Source organism: Geodermatophilus sabuli (assembly GCF_010686765.1).
GTDB lineage: Bacteria > Actinomycetota > Actinomycetes > Mycobacteriales > Geodermatophilaceae > Geodermatophilus > Geodermatophilus sabuli_A.
Map to the genome: position 1 here is coordinate 1 of NZ_JAAGWF010000029.1, position 23,049 is coordinate 23,049.

Genomic DNA, 23,049 nt, shown 5'->3' on the forward strand with positions numbered 1-23,049 from the left:
CAGGCTGCCCACGTGATCGGCACGGAACGGCGGCCCGGAGGAATCGGTCATGCCGCAAGCTTGCTCGACCCGCCCCCGCCCGCACCACCCGCTCAGCCCTCCGGCGTGGGGACCACCAGCCGCTCGGGCCCGGCCGGCGCGAACGGTCCCACGACCCACTCAGCGAGGGCGTAGACGAGCAGCCCGGGGACGATGGCCAGCGCCGGGGGGACGACGACCGGCGCGGCCAGCACCGAGACGGCCAGCACCCCGGGGGCGCTGTACGCCCACCCCGGCCGCCGCAGCGCGGAGGTCAGCGCACCCCAGCGGACGCCGGCCCACATGAGCCACCGCCGGAGCACCGGCACGCCGCTCTCCCGCATGACCCGCCGGAAGAGGCCGTCGGCCTGCCGGGAGGTCACCGCGCCCGAGCGGATGCCCTCGGTGCACAGCCAGTCGTGCAGGACCGCGGCGAGGGTGAACGCCCCGAACCGCGGGACCAGCCAGGTGACCAGCCGCGGCACGGTGGCGAAGTCGGTGCGGAAGCCGGCCGGGACGACGAAGCGGTCCCGGTTCCCCCGGTAGACCAGCGGGTCGACGACCGCCCAGGTGGCGGCGTCGACCCGCCGGACGACGAGCTCGGCGGACTCGAAGGGCACGGCCGGCCCCTACCCGGGCCGTCCCTCAGACACCCGTGATGTGCTCCGGGCGGATCGGCACCCGGCGCAGCGGCCGGCCGCAGGCGTCGCGGACCGCGGCGGCGACAGCGGGCCCCGAGGAGATCGTCGGCGGCTCCCCCACACCGCGGACCCCGTAGGGCGCGTGCGGGTCGGCGTACTCGAGCACCTCCACCTGCATCGGCGGCATGTCGAGGATGGTGGGCAGCAGGTAGTCGGTGAACGACGGGTTCCGCACGTGCCCGTCGGTCACCACGACCTCCTCCATCAGCGCGAGCCCCATGCCCTGGGCGGACCCGCCGTGGATCTGCCCGACGACGGCGTCGGGGTTGATCGCCCTGCCGACGTCCTGCGCGGTGTCCAGCGCGACCACCTTGACCAGGCCCAGCTCGACGTCGACGTCGACCACCGCCCGGTGGGCGGAGAAGGCGAACTGCACGTGCGCGTCGCCCTGCCCGGTCTCGGGATCGACGGCATGGGTGGGCCGGTGCCGGTACTCCCGGGTCTCCTCGACCGCGTCGTCGCCCAGGACGTCGGCCAGCCCGGTGAGCACCTCACCTCCGGGGCCGACGACCTCCTCCCCGTCCAGCCGCAGTCCGGTCAGCGGCCGGTCGAGGGCGACCGCCGCGCGCTGCAGCACCGCCGTCCGCACCGCTGCGCACGCGGCCTGGACCGCCCCGCCGGTCACGTAGGTCTGACGGGACGCCGAGGTGGACCCCGCGGAGCCGACGCTGGTGTCGGCCGGGACGACGACGACCTGCTGTACGCCCAGCTCGGTGCGGGCGATCTGCTGCTGGACGGTGACCAGCCCCTGGCCGACCTCGGCGGCGGCGGTGTGCACCGTCGCCACGGCCTCGCCGCCGGTCACCTGCAACCGCACCCGGGCGGTCGAGTAGTCGTCGAACCCCTCGGAGAAGCCGACGTTCTTGTAGGTGACCGCGTAGCCGATCCCGCGCCGCACGCCCTCGCCGTGGGTGGTGTTGCCGACCGCTCCCGGGAGGGCGCGGATGTCGGAGGTGTCCGCCGGCGGGGGCAGCGGCAGCGCGGCGACCCGGTCGAGCAGCTCGGCGACCGGCGCCGCGGAGTCGATGACCTGGCCGGTGATGTTGCGGTCGCCCTCGCGCAGGCCGTTGCGACGCCGGATCTCCACCCGGTCGACCCCGACGGCGTCGGCGAGGGAGTCCATCAGCGCCTCGTGCGCGAAGGCCGCCTGCACGCAGCCGAAGCCGCGCATGGCCCCGCACGGCGGGTTGTTGGTGAACACCCCGTAGGCGTCCACCGTCACGTTCGGGATGCGGTACGGGCCCAGGCCGAGGGTGCCGGCGTTGCCGACCACCGCGCCGGTCGAGGAGGCGTAGGCACCGCCGTCGAGGAGCACCGTCGCCCGCGCGTAGACCAGCGTGCCGTCGGGCTCCGCGCCGAACTCGTAGCTCAGCCACGCCGGGTGCCGGTGCACGTGACCGTAGAAGGACTCCTCCCGGCCGTAGCTCATCTTCACCGGCCGGCCGGTGCGCAGGGCCAGCAGGCAGGCGTGCACGTGCACCGAGAGGTCCTCCCGGCCGCCGAACGCGCCGCCGACGCCGGCCAGGGTGACCCGCACCTTCTCGGGCGGCATGCCCAGGGCCAGGCAGATCTGCCGCTGGTCGACGTGCAGCCACTGGGTGGCGACGAAGAGGTCCACGCCGCCGTCCTCGGCCGGGACGGCGAGCCCCGACTCGGGCCCGAGGAACGCCTGGTCCTGCATGCCGACCTCGACGTCCACGCTCACCACCACCGGCGCGGTCCGCCCCTGCTCGCCGCGACGCAGCGGCAGGTGACGCACCAGGTTGCCGCCGGGGTGGACGGGCGGGGCGTCCTCGTCCAGGGCCCGGCGGGGGTCGGTGAGCGCGGGCAGCACCTCGTAGTCGACGCGGATGCGGGCGGCCGCGCGGCGGGCGGTCTCGGGGTGGTCGGCCGCCACCAGCGCCACCGGCTCGCCCTCGTAGCGGACGACGTCGGCGGCGAGCACCGGCTGGTCGGCGTGCTCGAGGCCGAAGGCGTTCTCCCCCGGGACGTCGTCGGCGGTGAGGACGGCGGTCACGCCCGGCACGGTGAGCGCCTCGGTGACGTCGATCCGGCGGATCCGGGCGTGCGGGTGCGGGGAGCGCAGCGTGACGCCCCAGACCATGTCGTCGTGCCACAGGTCGCTGGCGTAGGCGAACTCGCCGGTGACCTTGAGCGTGCCGTCGGGGCGCTGGGCGTCCTCCCCCACCCGCCCGGCGCCGAGGCGGCCGGTGGCCCTGGCGTCGGTCTCGACGGCGGTCATGGCCGCGCCTGCCGGGAGGCGGCCAGCCGGACGGCGTCGAGGATCTTCTCGTAGCCGGTGCAGCGGCACAGGTTCCCCGCCAGCGCCTCGCGGATCTCCGGGTCGGTGGGCCGCGGCACCCGGGCGAGCAGGTCGGAGGCCATCACCACCAGCCCGGGCGTGCAGAACCCGCACTGCACGGCGCCGGCCTCCACGAACGCCTGCTGGACCGGATGGAGCCCGTCGGCGCCGGAGAGGCCCTCGACCGTGGTCACCGAGCGGCCGATCGCCTGGCCGGCCGCGACCAGGCAGGCGCACACCGGCTCACCGTCGAGGTGGACGGTGCAGGAGCCGCACTCGCCCTGCTCGCAGGCGTTCTTGGCGCCGGGCAGGCCGAGGCGCTCGCGCAGGAGGTAGAGCAGGCTCTCGCCGGGCCAGACGTCGTCGGCCACCTGCTCGGTGCCGTTGACGGTGGTGACGACGCGCATCAGGCGGCCCTCCTCAGGTCGTCCCAGGCCCAGGTCGCGGCGCGGCGGGCCATCACCGCAAGGGAGTGCCGGCGGTAGGCCGCGGTGCCGCGGACGTCGTCGATGGGCGAGGCCGCCGCGGCCACCCGCTGCCCGAACTCGGCGGCCACCGTCCCCGGCAGCGGCCCGCGGGAAGCCCAGTCGAGCTCGCCGGCGAGGAACTCCTCGGCCTCGGGCGCCCGGCGCGGGGTCGGGGCGGCCGAGCCGATGCCGGTGCCCACGGCGTGCCGGTCGGGGTGCAGGGCCAGGGCGAACGCCGACACCGCGATCACCATGGCGTTGCGCGTGCCCACCTTGCAGAACTGCTGCGGGCCGGCCGCCCGCGGCACCAGGACGGCGGCGATCAGCTCGTCGGGGGCCAGGACGCTGCGCTTGACCCCGGTGTAGAACTCGGCGACCGGCACCCGGCGGGCTCCGCGCGCGGCCGACGCCACCTCGACCTGCGCGCCCGCGGCGAGCAGCGGCGGATGCGCGTCGCCGGCCGGGGACGCCGAGCCGAGGTTGCCGCCGACGGTGCCCCGCGCCCGGATCTGCGGGGAGCCCACCGTGCGGGCCGCCATCGCCAGGCCGGGCAGCTGGGTGCCCAGGTCGGTGATCACCCGCGCGTACGGAACGCCGGCGCCCAGGCGGACGGCGTCGCCGTCGGTCGCCCACTCCCGCAGCTCGGCGATCCGCGTCAGGTCCAGCAGCGCACCGGGCCGGCGACGGTCGAAGTTGAGGTCGACCATCACGTCCGTGCCACCCGCGATCGCCAGCGCGTCGGGCCGCTCGGCGCGGGCCGCCAGCGCGTCCCCCCAGGTCGTCGGCTGAAGGAAGTCCATCGGTCCCCCTCGTCGTCCCCCGCGGTCGGCACCAGCACTGTGCACGAGGAACGTGACGAGCAGGGACCAGCGCGTCGCGGGCCCTGGCGAGGACCGCGACTCCACCCGGACGCCCGTCGGCGGCGCCCCCCACGGGGACCGCCGCCGACGGGTCGGAGGGTCAGACGGTGCCGATCCGGTCCAGGGCGGGGGCGGCGACCGGCGAGTTCGCGCCGAGGTAGGCGGTGAACGCGTCCAGGTCGATCGGGCCGGTCACCGGGTCGGTCCCGCCGGTGAGCACGGAGAACCCGTCCCCGCCGCCGGCGAGGAAGTTGTTGACCGTGACCCGGTAGGTGCCCTCGGCGGTCACCGGCTGGCCGCCGATGGTCACGGTGGAGTCGACGACCCGGGTACCGGTGCACGGGTCGGCGTCGGCGGGGGCGGCGACCCCGGCGGGGTCGACGTCGTAGGAGACGGTCGCCGACGCGTAGAGCACCTTGGCCTCCTGGAACTGCTCCTCCAGCACGCAGTTGAGCTGCGCGCCGGTCAGGTCGAGGGTCACCAGGTTGTTGGCGAAGGGCTGGACGGTGAAGGCCTCCTCGTAGGTCACCTCGCCGGCGAGCAGGTCGGCGCGCACACCGCCGGGGTTCATGAACGCCGCTACCGCACCCTCCCCGGTCGTGGCCGCCAGCTGGGCGTCGGCGATGACGTTGCCGAGGGTCGACTCCGCGCCCGCGTCCAGGGGCTCCTGCGTGCGGGTCAGGTCGACGGCGGCCGTGCCGACGACCTCGCTCGCGATCGGGCCCAGCGCCTCGCGGTAGCGCGCGATCAGCTCGGTCTGCACCGGGTCGGCGGGCACGTCTCGGGTCACGACCACGTTCTCCGCACTGGCCGTGAGCACGTCACCGGTGCGCCGGTCGATCGACAGGTCGATGTCGGTGACCAGCCGGCCGAAGGAGCTGCCGCTGGTGACCAGCTTGCCGTCGATGTCGCAGTTGTAGGCCTGGTGGGTGTGCCCGCTGGCCACGACGTCGATCGCGTCGCTCATGCCCTCGGCGATCTCGACGACGGGGCCGGTGAGACCGGTGCAGCCGTTGACGTCCCAGGCGTTCTCCCCGCTCTGGACGCCGCCCTCGTGCAGCAGGACGACGATGGCCTCGACGCCCTGCGCCTGCAGCTCGGCGGCGTAGCGGTCGGCCGTCTCGATCTCGTCGAGGAACTCGAGCCCCGCGGTGCCCTCCTGGCTGACGATCGCGCCGGTGCCCTCGAGGGTCATGCCGATGAAGCCGATCCGGACGCCCCGGACCTCCTCGATCGCGTAGGGCGGGAGCAGCGGCTCCTGCGTCTCGGTCACGAACGCGTTGGCCGACAGGTACTGGAAGTCCGCCCCCTCGTACGGCGTGCCGTCCGCGCACCCGTCGACCGGGTGGCAGCCGCCGTCCTGGATGCGCAGCAGCTCCTCGGCGCCCTCGTCGAACTCGTGGTTGCCGACGCTGGCGTAGTCCAGCCCGGCCAGGCCGAGGGACTCGATGGTCGGCTCGTCGTGGAAGGCGGCCGACAGCAGCGGCGAGGCGCCGATCAGGTCCCCGGCCGCGACGGTGATCGTGTCGTCCTCCTTCTGCTGCTGCGCCAGCTGGGCGAGCTGGGTGGCGAGGAACTCCGCGCCGCCCGCGTCGACGGTCTGGGCGGTGCCGTCGGCGGCGACGCCGGTCTGGATGCGCCCGCTGGACCCCGACGGCGGCTCGAGGTTGCCGTGGAAGTCGTTGATCGCCAGCAGCTGCACCTCGACCGGGTCCGGGCCGGCATGGTCGGGGCGGTGCTGGGGATGCGCGGAGGCAGGCAGCGCGCCCACCACGGTCAGCGCGGCCAGCGTGGTGGTGGCGGCGGCCGTGACGGTCGCGCGCTGCAGGGCGGTTCGGGGCATCAGCTCTCCAGGCGGTGGCGGGCAGCGGACCGTTCCCGGTCCGGGTCCGACCTTCGCGGCCGGACGTGAACGCGCGGGGACGGCGGTGCCGCCGTCCGGACAACTCACCGTGCGCGGAGCGGACCGGTCCGTCAAGGGGGCCTCGGGAACGGTCAGCGGGTGCGCTCCTCGACCATGCGCGCGGCGACGCGGCGGATCCGCCCGGTCTGGCGGGAGAGCACCAGGTCGAGCAGCCGGTTCACCGGCGGGACCTCCCCCAGGCGGGCCAGCCCCATCCACCGCGGCACGGCGACGGTCCTCGACCACGGCGAGGTCAGGCAGCCGGCGATCTGTGCGGCCACCCGGTCGGCCTGGATGCCGGGGGACAGCCGCCCGGGGGCGTCGGCGTCCGAGGCGGGTGGGGAGCCGTGCCCGCGGGCCAGCCACTCGGTCGCCACCGGCCCGGGGTTGACCGTGTGCACCCGCACACCACGGGCGCTCACCTCCCGCCGCAGCCCCGACACGAAGCCGTGGACGCCGGCCTTGGTGGCGGAGTAGACCGTCAGCGGGGGCACCTGCGACCACGCCGCCGCCGAGGCCACCGTGACCACGTCGGCCCGGCCGCGCGCCGCCGCCGACGCCAGCAGGTGCGGCAGGGCCAGCCGGGTCAGCTCGATGACGCCGGTGAGGTTGAGCGCGACCAGGCGCTCGACCGCGTCGCCGGGCATGTCCTCCACCAGGCCGGCCCAGCCGAGGCCGGCGTTGAGGACGACGGCGTCGAGGCGACCGTGCGCCTCGAGCACCTCGGCCAGCAGGCGGGCGCGGTCACCGGCGTCGGCGACGTCGGCCACGACCCCCGTGACGCCGTCCCACCCGGCGAGGGCCTCGGCCAGCCGGTCCCCGTCGCGGGCGCAGGTGACCACCCGCGCCCCGTCCCGGGCCAGACGGGCCACCGTGCTGCGGCCGATGCCGGCGCTGCCGCCGGTGACGAGGACGACGCGGTCCTGGGTGCGTGGGCTCATCCTCGTGTCCTACCCCGGAGGGACATCACACGCCCCTGGCGCATCGAGTGGCCAGGTGGTGGGCATGGTCAGGGGATGCAGTTGCCCGAGCCCCGGGGCCCGCTCACCGCCGCCCTGCGCGCCGACCTCCTCGGTGGCGTCCTGTCCCCCGCCACCGTCGAGCTGGCGCGGCGGACCGCCGTCGCGTCGGCCGAGCCACTCGTCGACGACGACCTGCAGCTGGCCCTGGCCGTGTGCTACGAGCTGCACTACCGCGGCTTCGACGAGATCGACGACGCGTGGGAGTGGGACCCGGCCCTGCTCGGCCTGCGGGCGCACCTGGAACGCCGGCACGCCGGGGCGCTGCGCGACCTGGTCGGCGAGCTGCCGGTCACCGCGGAGCCGGTCGACGAGCAGCTGGCGGCGCTGATCGCCGCCGACGACGGGCCGTCGCTGTCGTCCCACCTCGCCCGTCACGGGACGCTCGAGCAGTGGCGGGAGTACCTGACGCTGCGGTCGGTCTACCACCTCAAGGAGGGCGACCCGCACACCTTCGCCATCCCCCGCCTGACCGGCCGGGCCAAGGCGGCGATGGTGGAGATCCAGGCCGACGAGTACGGCGGCGGCGATCCCGCACGGATGCACAGCGAGCTGTTCGCCGGGCTGATGCGCGACCTGGACCTCGACGCCGGGTACGGCGCGCTCTGGGACGCCGCACCCGCTCCGGCCTTCACCTCGACGAACACGATGTCGCTGTTCGGCCTGCACCGCCGGTGGCGGGGCGCCGCTCTGGGACACCTCACCGCCGTGGAGATGACCTCGTCCGAGCCCTCCCGCCGGTACTCGGTGGGCCTGCGGCGGCTGGGGTTCGGCGAGTCCACCCGCGTGTTCTACGACGAGCACGTCGAGGCCGACGCCGTCCACGAGCAGATCGCCGCGGTCGACATGTGCGGCTCGCTCGTGGCGGCGGAGCCCGCCCTCATCGGCGACGTCCTGTTCGGTGCGGCGTGCTCCCTCGCCGTCGACGGCCTGACCGCCCGGCACCTGCTGGGCGCCTGGGAGTCCGGCGGGACCGGCCTGCACCGGCGGCGCCCGCTGGCTGCCTGAGCCGCCACCGGACCGCGCCGGACCGGATCGGCACCGGCCCGACTGCAGTCCGGCCGTCGCCTGCCGATGGTCTGCAGGACACCACCGGGAGGGTGCGGACGCCGGACCACCGGCCCCTCCACGCCCGGTGCCCACCCGTCCCGGACCACGGAGGACCTCCATGTGGCGGCGTAGCGATGCCCCCAGCCCGACCGCGCCGCAGCCGATGCCCCGGGACGTCGAGGCGCTGGAGCAGGTGCTCGCCGTCCTCGACCAGGGCGTCTCCAGCGAGACCGATGCGCACGTCAAGGTCCTCACCGCGCTCGTCGGCGCCCTCGACATGGCCTACGGCGCCGTGTGGCTGCCCGACGCCGAGGGCACCTTCCGGTTGCAGGCCGAGGTCGGCGAGCTGGCCCCGGCGATGGCGAAGCGCTGGCCCGCCGGGACGGGCATGACCACCCGCGACGGGTTCGGCGGCCAGGCGGTCCGGGACAAGGCCGAGGTGGTCTGCGACGGGACGTCGGACCGCACCGCCTGCCACCGGTGGGACAGCGCGGCCGCGGCCGGCGCCCGGCGCGGCTGCTTCCTCCCCGTCATCGAGGCCGGCCGCGTCGTCGCGCTGCAGGAGTACCACACCCGCGGCGACCTGCCCTTCTTCGGCGGGCGGGCGGAGAAGTGGAAGGCGATCTCCCGCGTCGCCGCGCACGCCCGGCGCCAGGCGCTGACCGCCGGCCAGCTCCGGGAGACCCTCGACGACCGCGAGGCGGTCACCACCGTCGTCAGCAAGGTCGGGGAGGCGCAGGACGAGGCGTCGGCGCTGCGCACCGCGCTCGAGACGGTGCGGACCGCGTTCGGCTGGGCGTACGGCTCGTTCTGGGCGCTGGACCAGGCATCCGACGTGCTGCGGTTCAGCGTGGAGTCCGGCTCGGCCGGTGAGGAGTTCCGGAAGGTCACCCTGGGGGCCAGCTTCGCCGAGGGCGTGGGCCTCTCCGGCCGCGCGTGGCGCGCCCGGGACCTGGTGTTCGTCCGGGACCTCGCCGAGGTCACCGACTGCGTGCGGGCCCCCGCCGCCCAGCGGGCCGGCGTCCGCTCGGGCGTCTGCTTCCCGATCATGGCCGACGGCCAGGTGGTCGGGACCATGGACTTCTTCGCCACCGAGACCATCGACCTGTCGGAGTCCCGCGCCTCGGCGCTGCGCAACGTGCAGCAGCTGGTCTCCCAGCGGCTGGACATCCTCCGCCGGGCCGAGGCCGACGCCGCCAACTCGCGCGCCCTGCTCGAGACCGTCGCCCGGCTCCGCGACGCCGCGGCCGACGCCGGGCGGGTGGCCGAGAGCGCCGTGGGCAAGGCGTCGTCGATGACCGCCGAGGTGGAGGCCCTGGGGCGGGCCTCGGCGTCGGTCAGCGACGTCATCCGGATCATCTCCTCGATCGCCGACCAGACCAACCTGCTCGCGCTCAACGCGACCATCGAGGCCGCCCGCGCCGGCGAGCTGGGCCGCGGCTTCGCCGTCGTCGCCGGCGAGGTCAAGGACCTCGCGCGGGAGACCGCCGCGGCCACCCAGCGGGTGTCGACCCAGATCACCGGCATCCAGACCAGCACCAGCTCGGTGTCGGCCGGCATCCACGCCACCAGCGAGGTGATCGGCCAGCTCGACGCCGTGCAGGCCCGGATCGGCGAGGTGCTCGAGGAGCAGGAGCAGATGGCGAAGGCGTTCGAGGCGCGCCGCTGAGCCGGTCTACGCGGGGTCCGGCCCCGGGGCGGCGCCGTCGCGCGGGATGCGGGCGGCCGGGCGGGGCCGGGCCGGTGCGCTGGGCGCACTGAACCCGGCCCGCTTGTGCGTGCCGTCGCAGAAGGGCTTGATGCCGGACTTCCCGCACCGGCACAGCGCGACGGTGCCGCGGCCGGGGTCGATCGGCGATCCGTCCTGGTCCACCAGCCGGAAGTCCCCGCGGACGATCAGCGGACCGTCCCGGTAGGGCGTGATGGTGGCACCGCCCCCGGGGGCCGGCGCGTCGTCCTCGGCCGGGTCCGGCGGGGCGGGGGAAGGGCGCGACACGCTCCTCCCCTGCCCAGCCGGGTCCGGCCGCACACGCCGGTCACCCGGCCGGTCGGTGGGCGGGACGGGTCAGCGCGGGTCCTCGCCCCAGCGCAGCAGCGAGGCCGTGAGCGGGTGCTCGGCCGCGAACCTGTCGGCGGCCCGCCCGTGCGGGTGCGCCGACCGGGCGGGACGGTCGGGGTGCCGACCTCCCTCGTCGCAGCGCGAGTGGCTCAGGTAGTGCTGGAGCGCCGCCGCCGGATCGACCCGGCGACCGCGGGCGGCCACGTCGTGCCGGGCCTCCCACTCGGCCATGAGCTTCTCCGCTGCTGACATGACGGCCGGTTCCCTCGCGGACCGCGGCGAGTCGGGTGCCGTGCTGCTCATCGCCTCTCCCTCCCAGGACCCCCCGGGTGCCCCTCCATGGTCCGCCCGGTCGCCGCCCCCGGGCAAGGCCCGCCCGCCGGTGCTCACCGGCTGGGCTGCGACCGGGCCCCGCGCTCGTCGGGAGAGGCCTCCCGCGACGTCGGGACGGCGTCGGCCGGCAGCTCGGCGCCGGTGCGATCGGCGGGGAGCGGACCGGTCGCGGCCTGCTCGGACACCAGCGGGACGGCGAGCACCCGCGCCACCAGGACGGCCAGGACGGCGCCCACCAGCGGTGCGACGAGGAACAGCCACACGTGCGCCAGCGGGTCTCCGCCGGCGAACAGGGCGGGGCCCAGCGAGCGGGCCGGGTTGACCGACGTGCCGGTCAGCGGGATGCCGACCAGGTGCACCGCGGTGAGGGCCAGGCCGATCGCCAGGCCCGCGAAGCCCGGTGCCGTCGCCTTCCCCGTGACCAGCAGGATGACGAGGACGAACGCGAAGGTGAGCAGCACCTCGAGGACGAAGGCGCCGCCGGCGCTGATGGTGGCGCCCCAGTCGTTGCTGCCCAGCGACCCGGTCTGGTCGGTGACGTCGCCGAAGGAGCTGGTCAGGAGCCGCAGCAGCGCGGCACCGGCGATGCCCCCGGCGAACTGGGCCGCCCAGTAGGCGCCGGCCTCGGCCACGGTCATCCCGCGCGAGAGCAGGACGCCCAGGGTGACCGCCGGGTTGACGTGGCAGCCGGAGACCGGGCCGATCCCGTAGGCCAGCGCGAGCAGCACCAGGCCGAAGGCCAGGGCCACGCCGGTCGGACCGAGCTGCTCGAAGCCGGCCACGGCCGAGCCGACCGCGACGAACACGAGCAGGGCGGTACCGAGGAACTCGGCGACCACGGAACGAGTGAGGTTGGCGGACACGGGCGACCTCCGCGACGACCGCACACGCTCCCCCGTGCCACCCGGCGGCGGCCGCGATGCGGGCGGGGTCCAGGCTGGCAGGGACCGGTCCGGCCCCACCAGGGCACTTCGGCGGCGGTCAGGGACCGGTCGGCTCCAGCCCGTAGAACACCTGCTCCACGACGGCGCGCGCGCGCCGGGTGGTCCGCCCGTACTCGTCGAGGAAGTGCCCCGGGTCGGCGTCGGCGCCCAGCAGGCCGCTGGCACGGGCGACGCCGGCCAGCTCGACCCCGGGCCGCGGCAGCTGGTCGCTGGGCCTCCCGCGGACCAGGAAGACGGCGTTGCGCGCCCGGCTGGCCATCTCCCACGCCGTCTGCAGGGCCGCGGCCTGCTCGCCGTCGAGGAGGCCCGCCTCGAGCGAGGCGGCCAGCGCGCCACCGGTCGACTGCACCCGGAGCGCCGGCACCTCGGCGGCGTGCTGCAACTGGAGCAGCTGCGCGGTCCACTCGACGTCGGCCAGCCCGCCCCGGCCCAGCTTGGTGTGCGTGGCCGGATCGGCGCCGCGCGGCAGCCGCTCCCGCTCCACCCGTGCCTTGATCCGCCGGATCTCGGCCACCTGCTCGGCGGACAGGCCGCCGTCGGGGTAGCGGATCGGGTCGACGAGCTCCACGAACGCCGCCCCGAGGTCCGCGTCGCCGGCCACGGGGACGGCCCGCAGCAGGGCCTGCACCTCCCACACCGACATCCACCGCTCGTAGTACTCGCGGTAGGAGGACAGGCTGCGCACCAGCGCGCCCTGGCGGCCCTCGGGCCGTAGGTCGGCGTCGACCTCGAAGGCGGGGTCGGGCGCGGGCGCGGCGAGCAGCTGGCGGAGCGTGTGTGCGACCGCGTTCGCCGCGGCGGTCGCCTCGGACTCCTGCGCGCCCGGCCGCGGCCGGTGCACGAACAGCACGTCGGCGTCGGACCCGTAGCCCATCTCGGCGCCGCCGAGGCGGCCCATGCCGATGACGGCGATGTCGGTGGGGACCGCGGCCGGTTCGATGCCGGCCTCGGCGGCGTGCGCCCGGAGGGCGGCGTCCAGCCCGACCTGCAGGGTGGCGACGGCGATGTCGGTCAGCGCCCGCCCGACCTGGGTGATGTCGAGCATCCCGAGCAGGTCCGCGGCCGCGACCCGCAGCAGCTCCGAGCGGCGCAGCCCGCGCAGCACCCGGACCCCCTCCTCCGGGCCGCTGGCCCGCGCGGCCGCCTGCTGCCAGGCGCCGGTCAGGGCGGTGGCCGTGCGCGGCTGCAGCTGGGCGTCGTCGGCGAGGATCCGCATCGCCTCGGGCGTGCGGGTCAGCAGCGAGGCGACGTACTGGCTGGAGCCCAGCAGCTGGGCCAGCCGCTCGGCGACCTGCCCCTCGTCCCGCAGCAGCCGCAGGTACCACTGGTTGCCGCCGAGGGCCTCGCTGACCTTGCGGTAGGCCAGCAGCCCGGCGTCGGGATCGGCGCAGTCGGCGAGGGTCTGCAGCACGACCGGGAGCAGGTACTTCTGCATGGACGCCGACCGGGACACCCCGCCGGTGAGCGCGGTCATGTGCCGCAGGGCGCCGTCCGGGTCGGCGAACCCGAGCGCGCGCAGCCAGTCGCCGGCGGCCTGGGAGCCCAGCTGCGCCTGCTCCCCGGGGACGCGGGCGACCGCCGACAGCAGTGGCCGGTAGAACAGCTTCTCGTGCAGCCGGCGCACCTCGCGGGTGTGCAGCGACAGCTCGGCGTCCAGGACGTCGACGGCCTCCCCGCGGTGGTCGGGCTTGTAGCCCAGCGAGCGGGCCAGCCAGCGCAGCTGCTGCTCGTCGGTGGGCAGCAGGTGGGTGCGGCGCAGCCGGAGCAGCTGCAGCCGGTGCTCCACGGTGCGCAGGAACCGGTAGGACGCGATCAGCGTGGCGGCGTCCTCGCGGCCGACGTAGCCACCGGCCGACAGCGCCGTGAGCGCGGGGAGGGTGCCGCCGACCCGCAGCGAGGGATCGACCCGGCCGTGCACGAGCTGGAGCAGCTGGACGGCGAACTCCACGTCGCGCAGGCCCCCGCGACCGAGCTTGAGCTCGCGCTCGGCCTGGGCGGGCGGGATGTTGGCCACCACCCGGCGGCGCATCGCCTGGACCTCGCCGACGAAGCCGGGCCGGTCACCGGCCTTCCAGACCAGTGGCCACAGCTCCTCGACGTAGCCGCGGCCGAGGTCGGGGTCGCCGGCGACCGGACGCATCTTGAGCAGCGCCTGGAACTCCCACGTGCTGGCCCACTGCCGGTAGTAGGCCGCGTGCCCGGCGAGGGTCCGGACCAGGGCTCCGGCCTTGCCCTCGGGGCGCAGCGCGGCGTCGACCTCCCAGGCGGCCTCCCGGCAGATCCGCATGAGCGCGGCGGCCACCCGGGTCGCGCTGGACAGCGCCGGCGCCTCCGGCTCGTCCGGGTCGACCGGTTCGGCAACGAAGACGACGTCGACGTCGCTGACGTAGTTGAGCTCGCGGCCGCCGGTCTTGCCCAGCGCGATCACCGCCAGCCGGCAGGCCGCCGCGTCGGCCGGCTGCTCGGCGACGGCCAGCGCCAGCCCGGCGGTGAGGACGGCGGCGGCGATGTCGGCCAGCTCCGCCGCGGCCTCCTCGGCGGCCAGCCCCTCCCCCAGGTCACGGCCGGCCAGCGACAGGATCGCCCGCCGGTAGGCCAGCCGCAGCGCGGCCACCCGCCTGGGCCCGGCGTCGGGCGCCGCCTTCCCCAGCCGCACACCCCACGGCGGGTCGTCGGGGTCGGCGCCCACGGCCACCAGCATCTGCCGCTCCAGCGCCTGCGGGGTGGGCCGGTACGGGCCGCGGCCGTCGTCGTCCAGGACGGTCCAGTCGCCCGGTTGCGCGCCCAGGTGGTCGGCGAGCCCCGAGCTCGCACCGAGCACCGCGAGCAGCCGTCCGCGCAGCGGCGCCGAGCCCCGGAGCCGGGCCAGCAGCGCCGCCGCCGAACCACCGGTGGGGTCGGCCTCGTCCAGCGCCGCGACCAGCCTGCGCAGGGAACGCACGGCGAGGTCGGGGTCGCCGGTGCGGGCCAGCGCGGACACGACCGGGCCGGCCTCGGGGTCCGCCGGCTCGTTGCGCTCCAGGTCCCACAGCCCCATGGCCGGCTCCGACAGCAGCCGGGCCGCCCGCTCGCCGTCGAGGAAGCCGAACCTCGCCAGCCGGACCACCGCCCGGCGCGGGACCTCCGGCGCGTCCGCCGTCACGGTACGGGGACCGGAGCGCCGGCGCCCGCACGGACCAGGTCGGCGAAGCGGGCCGCGAACGGCGCCCACACCTCGGCGAGGTCGGGATGGACCGCCTCCGCCCGGTCGGCCACGGTGTCCGCGTCGAACGGCGTGGCCGCGACCCCCACGGGGTCGCTGTGCGCCCACCGCCGCACCGTCTCCGGGTCGGTCTCGACGTGGAACTGCAGCGCATAGGCGTGCCGGCCCAGCCGGAAGGCCTGGTGCGGATACCGCGGGCTGCTGGCGAGGAGGGTCGCCCCGGGCGGCAGCTCGGCGATCTCGTCGTGGTGCCACTGGACGACGTCGGGCGACAGCGGGACCGGCCCGAACAGCGGGTCCCGGTCTCCGGCGTCCCGCTTGGCGACCAGGGCCGCCCCCACCTCGGGTCCGTCCACACCCACCCCCACCCGGCCGCCGCCCACCTGGGCCATCAGCTGGGCGCCCAGGCAGATGGCGAGGGTGGGCACGTCTCCGGCCAGCGCCGCGGCGAGCAGCGACCGCACCCCGACCAGCTCCGGGGCGACGTCCTCCGGGTCCACCGACGACTGCGGCCCACCCAGGACCAGCAGCCCGTCGTGCCCGGTGAGGTCGGCCGGGAGGGGGTCCCCGGCGTCCAGGTGCCGCTCGTCCAGCTCCAGTCCCGCCGCCCGCAGCCAGTCACCCAACCGGGCGGGCGGAGCGGTGTCGCTGGGCACGACGACGAGCAGCCGGGTCACGTCACCGAGCCTAGTTGCCCGCGCGCACCGTGCCTGCGCCGGAGCGGCCCTCCTGCAGGGGCCCGCCGAGCGTGCGGGCGGTGGGGGGCAGGAGGGTCCTCTCTCACAGGCCGGGGAGGTAGCGGGTCAGCTCCCAGGGGGTGACGTGCTGCCGGTAGGTGTTGAACTCGGCCCACTTGTTGCGCAGGAAGAACTGGAAGACGTGCTCGCCGAGGGTCTCGGCGACCAGCTCGCTGCCCTGCATCGCGGTCAGCGCCTCGCCGAGGGACACCGGCAGGTCCTCGTAGCCGGCCACCCGCCGCTCGGTGTCGGTGAGCGACCAGACGTCGTCCTCGGCCTCCGGCGGCAGGTCGTAGCCCTTCTCGATGCCCCGCAGCCCGGCGGCCAGCAGGATCGCGAAGGTGAGGTAGGGGTTGCACGCGGAGTCCGGCGACCGGACCTCCACCCGGGCCGACTGCGCCTTGCTCGGCTTGTACTCCGGGACGCGGATCAGCGCCGACCGGTTGGCCCGGCCCCACGTCGCCGCCGTCGGCGCCTCGGTGCCGGCCAGCAGCCGGCGGTAGGAGTTCACCGTCTGGTTGGTGACGGCGGTGTACTCCTTGGCGTGCACGAGCAGCCCGGCGATGAACTGCCGGGCGGTCCTGGACAGCTTGATCGGGTCGTTGGGGTCGTGGAAGGCGTTGCGGTCGCCCTCGAACAGCGACAGGTGCGTGTGCATCGCCGAGCCGGCCAGGTCGGTGAACGGCTTGGGCATGAAGGTGGCGTGCACGTCCTGGGCCAGCGCCACCTCACGGACGACGTGCCGCAGCGTCATGATGTTGTCGGCCATGGACAGCGCGTCGGCGTAGCGCAGGTCGATCTCCTGCTGGCCCGGCGCGACCTCGTGGTGGCTGAACTCCACCGAGATGCCCATCGCCTCCAGCGCGAACACCGCCTCCCGGCGGAAGTCGTGCGCCACGTTGTGCGTGGACAGGTCGAAGTAGCCGCCGTTGTCGGCCGGCTGCGGCGGGCTGCCGTCGGTGGGGAGGTCCTTGAGCAGGAAGAACTCCACCTCGGGGTGGGTGTAGAAGGTGAACCCCATGTCGGCGGCCTTGGCCAGCGTCCGCCGCAGGACGTGGCGGGGATCGGCCCAGGACGGCGACCCGTCGGGCAGCGTGAGGTCGCAGAACATCCGTGCGGTGTCGCTGGGCCGGCCCTTGCTCGCCGGCATCACCTGGAAGGTGCCGGGATCGGGCTTGGCCAGCATGTCGGACTCGTAGACCCGCGCGAAGCCCTCGATCGCCGAGCCGTCGAAGCCGATGCCCTCGGCGAACGCGGCCTCGATCTCGGCGGGCGCGACGGCCACCGCCTTCAGGTAGCCCGAGACGTCGGTGAACCACAGCCGCACGAAGCGGATGTCGCGTTCCTCGAGGGTGCGCAGGACGAACTCCTGCTGCCGGTCCATGCTCGCCATGATCGCGTCCAGTCGTTTCCGGGGTGTGACGTCGTCCCCAGCCTGCCCTGTCGGGGCCCGGGACCGCAGGGAGGGCACGCCCGGACCCGCCTCAGGGGACGAGCTCCTCCAGCGGCACGCCTGGATCGGCGAGCCGGTCCCGGTGGGCGTCGTCGTGGACGTGCAGAACGACGAGGCGGCCATCGGCCAGATGGCGCAGGCGTCGCTGCGGTCGGGCATCAGGAAGAGCGGCTCGACGACGAGAAGTCCCAGTGGGAGCGGCTCAACCAGGGCTCGAGCTGATGAGAACAACGCGGCCGTCGACTGGGGCGTCAGATCGACCGCGTGGACATCAAAAGGCCACCCTGCCCGAGTCGATGAAGCGGTCGATTTCCCGCCGGGCCAGGCCGAGTGGAAGCACCGGTCACGGGTAATCACCGCCGAGGAGGAACTGCAGTTCCCGGAAAGGCTGGAGCAAGCCGCGGCGGTGATAGCAGCCGGCCTGCCGCCCGGGAACTGCGCCTGCTGAAGACGATGGTCGAGATTGCGGAGCTCGACGGTCACCCTCCCTTTCTCGGGCGAGTTGCTGCCCTTCCTGGAGCACGCCGCTCTCCCGGGGGTGAAGGCACAAAGCGCGCCCGGGCGGTGAACGGCGTGCCGCTCCCGCGGGCGACGCCCCTGACGGAGAGAACCCTCCTGTCCCCCGTGGGGCGCCCCGTCCTACTCGTGAGAACCCCTACCACTCGCGAGCTGACGATGGGGCCCTGCACGGGCGCCAGAGTTCGGGGCAGCGCCCTGAACGGGCCGGGTGCGGAAGCGGGACGCAGAGTCCAGCACCGCGCGCTGCGGCAAGCAGAGGTCCACCGCCCAGCCAAAGCTACTTCTTTCGCCGTCCCCCCCGACTTCCCTTCCTCGCCTTTCGGCTTCTACCGCCACTGCGCGAAGGGCCACCATGCCCGTTAGCGCGGCGCAGAGCGTCCGCGGCAGCACGGCCGCGACCCAACCGCGCTAGAAGCGGCGACAGCATCTGTGCTGCATGTTCGTGCCCGAAGTTCATCGCCCTGCGGTAGGCATGCTCGGCTTCGTCGAACCGCTGTTGACGCTCGAACGACCAGCCCATCACACAAGCAGCATGCGCATGCTCGCCCTCGGCAAAGGCTTGGACCAACCACCCCCTTCCCTCTTCATGATCACCTCTTGAGCACAAGACTTCACCCAGCTCGCAGGCGGCCTCGAGGCTCCCGCCGCGGGCGGCCTGCTCAAGACGCATGACGGCCTCATCAGGCCTATCCTCAATATAGAGCTGGCCTAATCGAAAGGCCGCCACGTTGTCACCAGCGTCTGCAGCAGCAACCCACCAGTACTCGGCCTCACGCTCTCGCCCGAGACCCTCAAGACTTTGGGCCATCAAACCATTCGCTAGCGCCTCACCGCCCGCCGCAGCCCGCCGGAAGCACTCCGCGGCTTCATCGAGTTTGTTACTCCCGAGCAGGAACTTGCCCAACTCGTATGCCGCCGCCGAATCACCTTCGTCGACCGACAAGCGCAACAGCGCGACACCCTCCTCCTGGCGCCCATTGTCCAATAGCATCGCCCCCAACAGGGCACTCGCTCCAGAGCTATCGATGCTGGCGGCCTTCCGATACCAGCTCTCGGCGTGATCAATGTTGCCCTCCTTCCGGAAGTATGCGCCTAGGTTGAGATGAGCGTTAAGGTCGCCACGACTGGCTGCATCCTCCCACAAAGGGATGGCCTCATCCGCGCGCCCAGAGTCTGCCAGCAACCCTGCTAAGGCCACCCCTGCACCCCAATCGCCGTTAGCGAGCGCACCTCTCAAGTACGTCTCCGCCTCCTCCCGGCGACCAGCTTCAGCCAGCAGTTCCGCATAGCTGTAGTAGATGTCACTACGCCCTTCGAGGGACCGCTCTGCCGAACTGATGCGCTTGTGCCAAGACTCAGCCTCTCGAAGGCGGCCTCGCCGTCGCAGCAGCAGGGCAAGGTGGAACATTGCGTGTTCATCGCCCCGCCCAGCCGCCATTTCGAGATAGCTAGCCGCCTCGTCTAAGCGCATCTGGGCCTCAAGCAGAAGAGCGAGTCGAGTCGCCGATTCGTTATCGCCTGCATTAGCCCCGCGAGTAAGCCACTGTTCCGCCTCATCGAAGCGCATTTCGCGTTTCAAGAGTTCAGCTAACGCGATAAAGGCAGCCGCCTCGCCCGACTCAGCAAGAGCAGCCCAACAGCGTTCCGCGTCCGGGATGCGACCACTACCCTGTGCGGCAAGAGCAACCCGGGCGAGCAGTCCTGAATCACTTAGCGCGAAGTCGATGGAGTCAGACCATATAGCGTTCGGAACAGGCTCAACAGAACGTTCACGGACATAGGAGTCGACTAGGTACTCGAAGACCGCAGTCTCACCACTTTTCTGCCCCGGCAGCAGCAGACTAGTGATTCCAGAGCGGAGCTCTGTGGCCCAAGCCATGCCCTGCTCGAACGAGGAGGGCCTTAGGATAGTTCCGCCCGCTTTTGTCAAGTATGACTCGTGGGCGGTTGACAACATTTCGACGGGGATGCCCTCAGTCAAGCCCGCCCTGGCGAAGTCGACTGCTGCAGCGACAATCGCAGCGCCAGTGGCAGCTGCACCTGTCGCGGCTCGCGCAAGCCGCCATTCTCGGTATAGCTTAGGTCCTGATGTCAGATATTCAGAAACGCCGAATTGATCGCCATGCGTCGACGCGTCCAACAGACGACTGTCACCGGAAGCGCGGGCACGTTCAAGTTCGGCTCGAGACCACAATCGATCGACGACGACAACTTCCGCCTGATTCAGCAGGTGTTCATTGGACGTGAGGTCGTGCCCGTGAACATCGGGATTTCCCGACCGTTCATTAACGGGCCCCGTAAGCCGCCTGTACTGCTCCTCGCGCATGGTGCCGAGAACTACCACCCGAGCCGCCTGGAAGCGCGACAGCATTGAGGGCCGCAGACCTTCTGGCACCATATAGCGCTCCGCATCATCCAACCAGACGACCACGTCGCTTGAAATCCCCGTGAGACCCAGAACGGAGTCGCTCAAGTGCCTAGGGCTGTCGGGAATGAAGACTCTGCGATCAGGAAAGACCCCCACCATAGCTTCATGCAAGGCGCGAGTCTTCCCGGCCGTGGAATGTCCTACAAGGAGGATAAATCCGCCATGTCGACCCGCCCGCTCGAGCGAGCGTCGAAGATTTTCATCGAAGTCTCGAGATACATAAACGGGAAGCTCTTGGTCGCCCAACGAAGCCGACCGGTGAACTCCGAGTGCTAGTGGCGCCGAGTCACGGGCGCGAGGGCACGCGTCAAGCGGCACAGTCCACGGGACTAGTGCGTTCTCTAGGCCAAAGTACCCGCGTTCGACGTTGAACTGATACCCCGCGTCCTGTTGGTATACCCGGCCGGCACCGGTCGCGAAGCCGTGCTGCTCAACCACACTGCCGCCTCACTCCTAGCTCCTTCATGTTTCAGGAGTTGTACTGAACGCCCTTGCCCTGCTGATATACGCGGCCATCGCTGGCCGCATTAGCGGTCATGTTGATGTTGTCTCCTTGAATTGAGCCTGCCGATGCCTTGTTTAAGTCCTCGACCATGGCGCGGAGAGTGTCGGCCAACTGTGGATTCCTATTGAGTTGACGTCGAATCCGCGCGCCCCACTCGATGGCGTACTCTTGCGCCACCTTCTCACGGCCGTCTAGCTCGATCGACATGAGATCATCTCGTACATCAACGATTTCGCTGACCGCAGATGTCTCGATGGCAGTGTCGGTCGAGAAGAATTTCGCCAGTAAGGCCTTCGCGCGTTCCCAGGCATCGGTCGTCAACGCATTGATCAACGTTGTGCCGGCACTTGACGCAAGTGCTGCAAGTTCAGCATCCATGTGTCCTCCAGTCGTCCGTGTCGCAAGTCAACGTTACCCGCGCGGTAGGGACCAGGCATGACAGCAGCGACGTGTCTGGGGAGATTGATACTCTTTTCATGACTCCCTCGACAGCTGCCTCCACAGCACGAGCTTGGCGGCGGTCCTGCCATGTCTATGGGACGTCGCGCCGTAGGCGAGCTCGGCCAGGGCCATGGACTCGGGACGTGCCTGTCGGGTCCATCGCTCCGGCGGCAAGACGTCGCCCTCGGCTACGAATGGAGCGCCACACTTAACCAGCCCGCCTGCATCCCCGCCTGGCCCGGCGCCGGAGTCGGCGGCCAGGATGGACCCGTGACCTCTCCCGCACCGGTCCAGCTCCGGGTGGCCCTGGCCCAGGTCGACACCCGCGTCGGCGACCTCCCCGGCAACGCCGAGCTGGTGACCCGGTGGACGGCGAAGGCGGCCGAGGCCGGCGCGCACCTCGTCGTCTTCCCCGAGATGACGCTCACCGGGTACCCGCCCGAGGACCTCGTGCTCAGGGAGTCCTTCGCCCGCGCCAGCGAGCACGCCGTCGTCGACCTGGCCGCCACGCTGGCCGACCAGGGGCTGGGCGGCACCGCCGTCGTCGTCGGCTACCTGGCGCACACCGACGCCGGCGCCCCGGGGCCCGACGAGGGCGAGGAGACCGAGGACGACGACCTCCCCGGCGACGCCAACCCCCGCTCCGGGTCGCCGCGCAACGCCGCGGCCCTGCTGTACGGCGGCGAGGTCGTCGTCCGCTACTACAAGCGGCACCTGCCCAACTACGGCGTCTTCGACGAGGCCCGCTACTTCGTGCCCGGCACCGAGCTGCCCATCGTCCGGCTGCACGGCATCGACGTGGCGCTGACCGTCTGCGAGGACCTGTGGGTCGAGGGCGGTCCGTGCGGTGTCGCCGGCCAGGCGGGGGTCGACCTCGTCGTCTCCCCCAACGCCTCGCCCTACGAGCGGGCCAAGGACGACCTGCGGCTGCCGCTGGTCCGCCGCCGCGCCGCCGAGGCGCGGGCGACGGTCGTCTACTGCAACCAGGTCGGCGGCCAGGACGAGCTGGTCTTCGACGGCGACTCGATGGCGGTGGCCCCCGACGGCGAGCTCCTGGGCCGGGCGCCGCAGTTCGTGGAGCACCTGCTGACCGCCGACCTGACCATCGACCCGTCCTCGGTGCCGGAGCGGCGCGCCGGCCGGATCGGTCCGATGACCGTCACGCGGCACGTGCTCTCCGAGCAGCCGGTGCCGGCGTTCGAGACCAGGGCGCCGGCCATCGCCACGCCACTGGAGGACTGCGAGGAGGTCTGGCGGGCGCTGGTGCTGGGCCTACGGGACTTCATCGACAAGAACGGCATGCCCTCGGTCGTGCTCGGCCTCTCCGGGGGCATCGACTCGGCGGTCTGCGCCGCCCTCGCCGTCGACGCCCTCGGCCCCGACCGCGTGCACGGCGTCGGCCTGCCGTCGAAGTGGTCCAGCGAGCACTCCCTCGCCGACGCCGCGGACCTCGCCGAGCGGACCGGGCTGCACTACTCCGTCGTCCCGATCGCGCCGATGGTCGACGCCTACCACGGCTCGGTCGAGCTCACCGGTGTCGCGGCGGAGAACCTGCAGGCGCGGGTGCGCGGGACGCTGCTCATGGGGCTGTCCAACCAGTCGGGCCACCTGCTGCTCACCACCGGCAACAAGAGCGAGATCGCGGTCGGCTACTCGACGCTCTACGGGGACTCCGCCGGGGGGTTCGCCCCGATCAAGGACGTCCTGAAGACCCTGGTGTGGGACCTGGCCCGCTGGCGCAACGCCGCCGCCCGCGAACGCGGCGAGACCGAGCCGATCCCGGCCAACTCGATCGACAAGCCGCCGTCGGCCGAGCTCGCCCCCGGCCAGGTCGACACCGACTCGCTGCCCTCCTACGAGGAGCTCGACGCGGTCATCGCCGACTACGTCGACCGCGACCTCGGCATGGCCGACCTGCTAGAGCGCGGCCACGACCCGGAGATCGTCGCCCGCGTGCTCCGGCTCATCGACACCGCGGAGTTCAAGCGCCGGCAGTCGGCGCCGGGAACGAAGATCAGCCTGAAGGCGTTCGGCCGGGATCGGCGGCTGCCGATCACCAACCGCTGGCGGGAGAGCCTGCCCAGCGTCCGCGAGGGAGCGTCATGAGC

18 protein-coding genes are annotated in these 23,049 nt (G+C 73.1%); 4 read left to right on the plus strand and 14 right to left on the minus strand.

Going from position 1 to position 23,049, the window contains the following annotated elements:
• Positions 1-92: 92 nt before the first annotated feature.
• The 6 genes from GCU56_RS21380 to GCU56_RS21405 form a co-directional block, all read right to left on the minus strand.
• The gene (locus tag GCU56_RS21380; RefSeq protein WP_163484098.1) at positions 93-638 is read right to left on the minus strand and encodes a DUF1353 domain-containing protein; all 546 of its coding nucleotides are present in this window, start codon (positions 636-638) and stop codon (positions 93-95) included.
• Positions 639-663: 25 nt separating this feature from the next.
• Complete coding sequence (gene pucD, locus GCU56_RS21385) at positions 664-2,961, minus strand: xanthine dehydrogenase subunit D (protein ID WP_204332617.1); 2,298 nt, start codon at positions 2,959-2,961, stop codon at positions 664-666.
• Positions 2,958-3,428 carry a (2Fe-2S)-binding protein gene (locus GCU56_RS21390; RefSeq protein ID WP_163484099.1) on the minus strand — a complete coding sequence of 157 codons (471 nt, stop codon included), beginning with the start codon at positions 3,426-3,428 and terminating at the stop codon, positions 2,958-2,960. The genes pucD and GCU56_RS21390 overlap by 4 nt, the downstream gene beginning before the upstream one ends.
• Positions 3,428-4,288, minus strand: coding sequence for an FAD binding domain-containing protein (locus GCU56_RS21395; RefSeq protein WP_163484101.1), 861 nt, complete (start codon positions 4,286-4,288; stop codon positions 3,428-3,430). Before GCU56_RS21395 ends, GCU56_RS21390 begins: the two co-directional genes overlap by 1 nt.
• A gap of 160 nt (positions 4,289-4,448) precedes the next feature.
• Positions 4,449-6,191, minus strand: a complete 1,743-nt coding sequence (locus GCU56_RS21400; protein WP_163484102.1) for a bifunctional metallophosphatase/5'-nucleotidase — start codon at positions 6,189-6,191, stop codon at positions 4,449-4,451.
• A gap of 152 nt (positions 6,192-6,343) precedes the next feature.
• A complete protein-coding gene (locus GCU56_RS21405; RefSeq protein ID WP_163484103.1) occupies positions 6,344-7,192 on the minus strand; it encodes an SDR family oxidoreductase in 849 nt (282 codons plus the stop codon).
• A gap of 75 nt (positions 7,193-7,267) precedes the next feature.
• Between GCU56_RS21405 and GCU56_RS21410 the strand changes: the two genes are divergently transcribed.
• Positions 7,268-8,278 carry an iron-containing redox enzyme family protein gene (locus tag GCU56_RS21410; protein ID WP_163484104.1) on the plus strand — a complete coding sequence of 337 codons (1,011 nt, stop codon included), beginning with the start codon at positions 7,268-7,270 and terminating at the stop codon, positions 8,276-8,278.
• A 160-nt stretch (positions 8,279-8,438) separates the two neighbouring features.
• Positions 8,439-9,989, plus strand: coding sequence for a methyl-accepting chemotaxis protein (locus GCU56_RS24890; RefSeq protein WP_163484105.1), 1,551 nt, complete (start codon positions 8,439-8,441; stop codon positions 9,987-9,989).
• A 6-nt stretch (positions 9,990-9,995) separates the two neighbouring features.
• Here GCU56_RS24890 and GCU56_RS21420 read toward each other — a convergent pair whose 3' ends face one another.
• The 6 genes from GCU56_RS21420 to GCU56_RS21445 all read right to left on the minus strand — a co-directional run bounded on the left by GCU56_RS21420 (position 9,996) and on the right by GCU56_RS21445 (position 16,979).
• Positions 9,996-10,316 (minus strand): CDGSH iron-sulfur domain-containing protein, encoded by a 321-nt coding sequence (locus tag GCU56_RS21420; protein ID WP_163484106.1) that lies wholly within the window; start codon positions 10,314-10,316, stop codon positions 9,996-9,998.
• A 69-nt stretch (positions 10,317-10,385) separates the two neighbouring features.
• A complete protein-coding gene (locus GCU56_RS21425) occupies positions 10,386-10,682 on the minus strand; it encodes a hypothetical protein (protein ID WP_163484107.1) in 297 nt (98 codons plus the stop codon).
• Between the two features lie 83 nt (positions 10,683-10,765).
• Complete coding sequence (locus tag GCU56_RS21430) at positions 10,766-11,575, minus strand: aquaporin (RefSeq protein ID WP_163484108.1); 810 nt, start codon at positions 11,573-11,575, stop codon at positions 10,766-10,768.
• A 118-nt stretch (positions 11,576-11,693) separates the two neighbouring features.
• The gene (locus tag GCU56_RS21435; protein WP_163484109.1) at positions 11,694-14,798 is read right to left on the minus strand and encodes a bifunctional [glutamine synthetase] adenylyltransferase/[glutamine synthetase]-adenylyl-L-tyrosine phosphorylase; all 3,105 of its coding nucleotides are present in this window, start codon (positions 14,796-14,798) and stop codon (positions 11,694-11,696) included.
• Positions 14,795-15,535, minus strand: coding sequence for a glutamine amidotransferase-related protein (locus tag GCU56_RS21440; protein WP_163484111.1), 741 nt, complete (start codon positions 15,533-15,535; stop codon positions 14,795-14,797). The genes GCU56_RS21435 and GCU56_RS21440 overlap by 4 nt, the downstream gene beginning before the upstream one ends.
• A gap of 103 nt (positions 15,536-15,638) precedes the next feature.
• The gene (locus GCU56_RS21445; protein ID WP_163484113.1) at positions 15,639-16,979 is read right to left on the minus strand and encodes a glutamine synthetase family protein; all 1,341 of its coding nucleotides are present in this window, start codon (positions 16,977-16,979) and stop codon (positions 15,639-15,641) included.
• A 151-nt stretch (positions 16,980-17,130) separates the two neighbouring features.
• On the opposite strand from GCU56_RS21445, the gene GCU56_RS21450 reads away from it, so the two are divergent.
• Positions 17,131-17,496, plus strand: a complete 366-nt coding sequence (locus tag GCU56_RS21450) for a hypothetical protein (protein ID WP_163484115.1) — start codon at positions 17,131-17,133, stop codon at positions 17,494-17,496.
• A gap of 348 nt (positions 17,497-17,844) precedes the next feature.
• Here the strand turns inward: GCU56_RS21450 and GCU56_RS25420 are convergent, their stop codons facing one another.
• Positions 17,845-19,998 carry a tetratricopeptide repeat protein gene (locus GCU56_RS25420; protein ID WP_163484117.1) on the minus strand — a complete coding sequence of 718 codons (2,154 nt, stop codon included), beginning with the start codon at positions 19,996-19,998 and terminating at the stop codon, positions 17,845-17,847.
• A 466-nt stretch (positions 19,999-20,464) separates the two neighbouring features.
• Positions 20,465-20,878, minus strand: a complete 414-nt coding sequence (locus GCU56_RS21460; protein ID WP_163484120.1) for a hypothetical protein — start codon at positions 20,876-20,878, stop codon at positions 20,465-20,467.
• Between the two features lie 333 nt (positions 20,879-21,211).
• Here GCU56_RS21460 and GCU56_RS21465 point away from each other — a divergent pair, with 333 nt between their 5' ends.
• Complete coding sequence (locus tag GCU56_RS21465) at positions 21,212-23,047, plus strand: NAD+ synthase (protein ID WP_163484121.1); 1,836 nt, start codon at positions 21,212-21,214, stop codon at positions 23,045-23,047.
• The last annotated feature ends 2 nt before the right edge of the window (positions 23,048-23,049 follow it).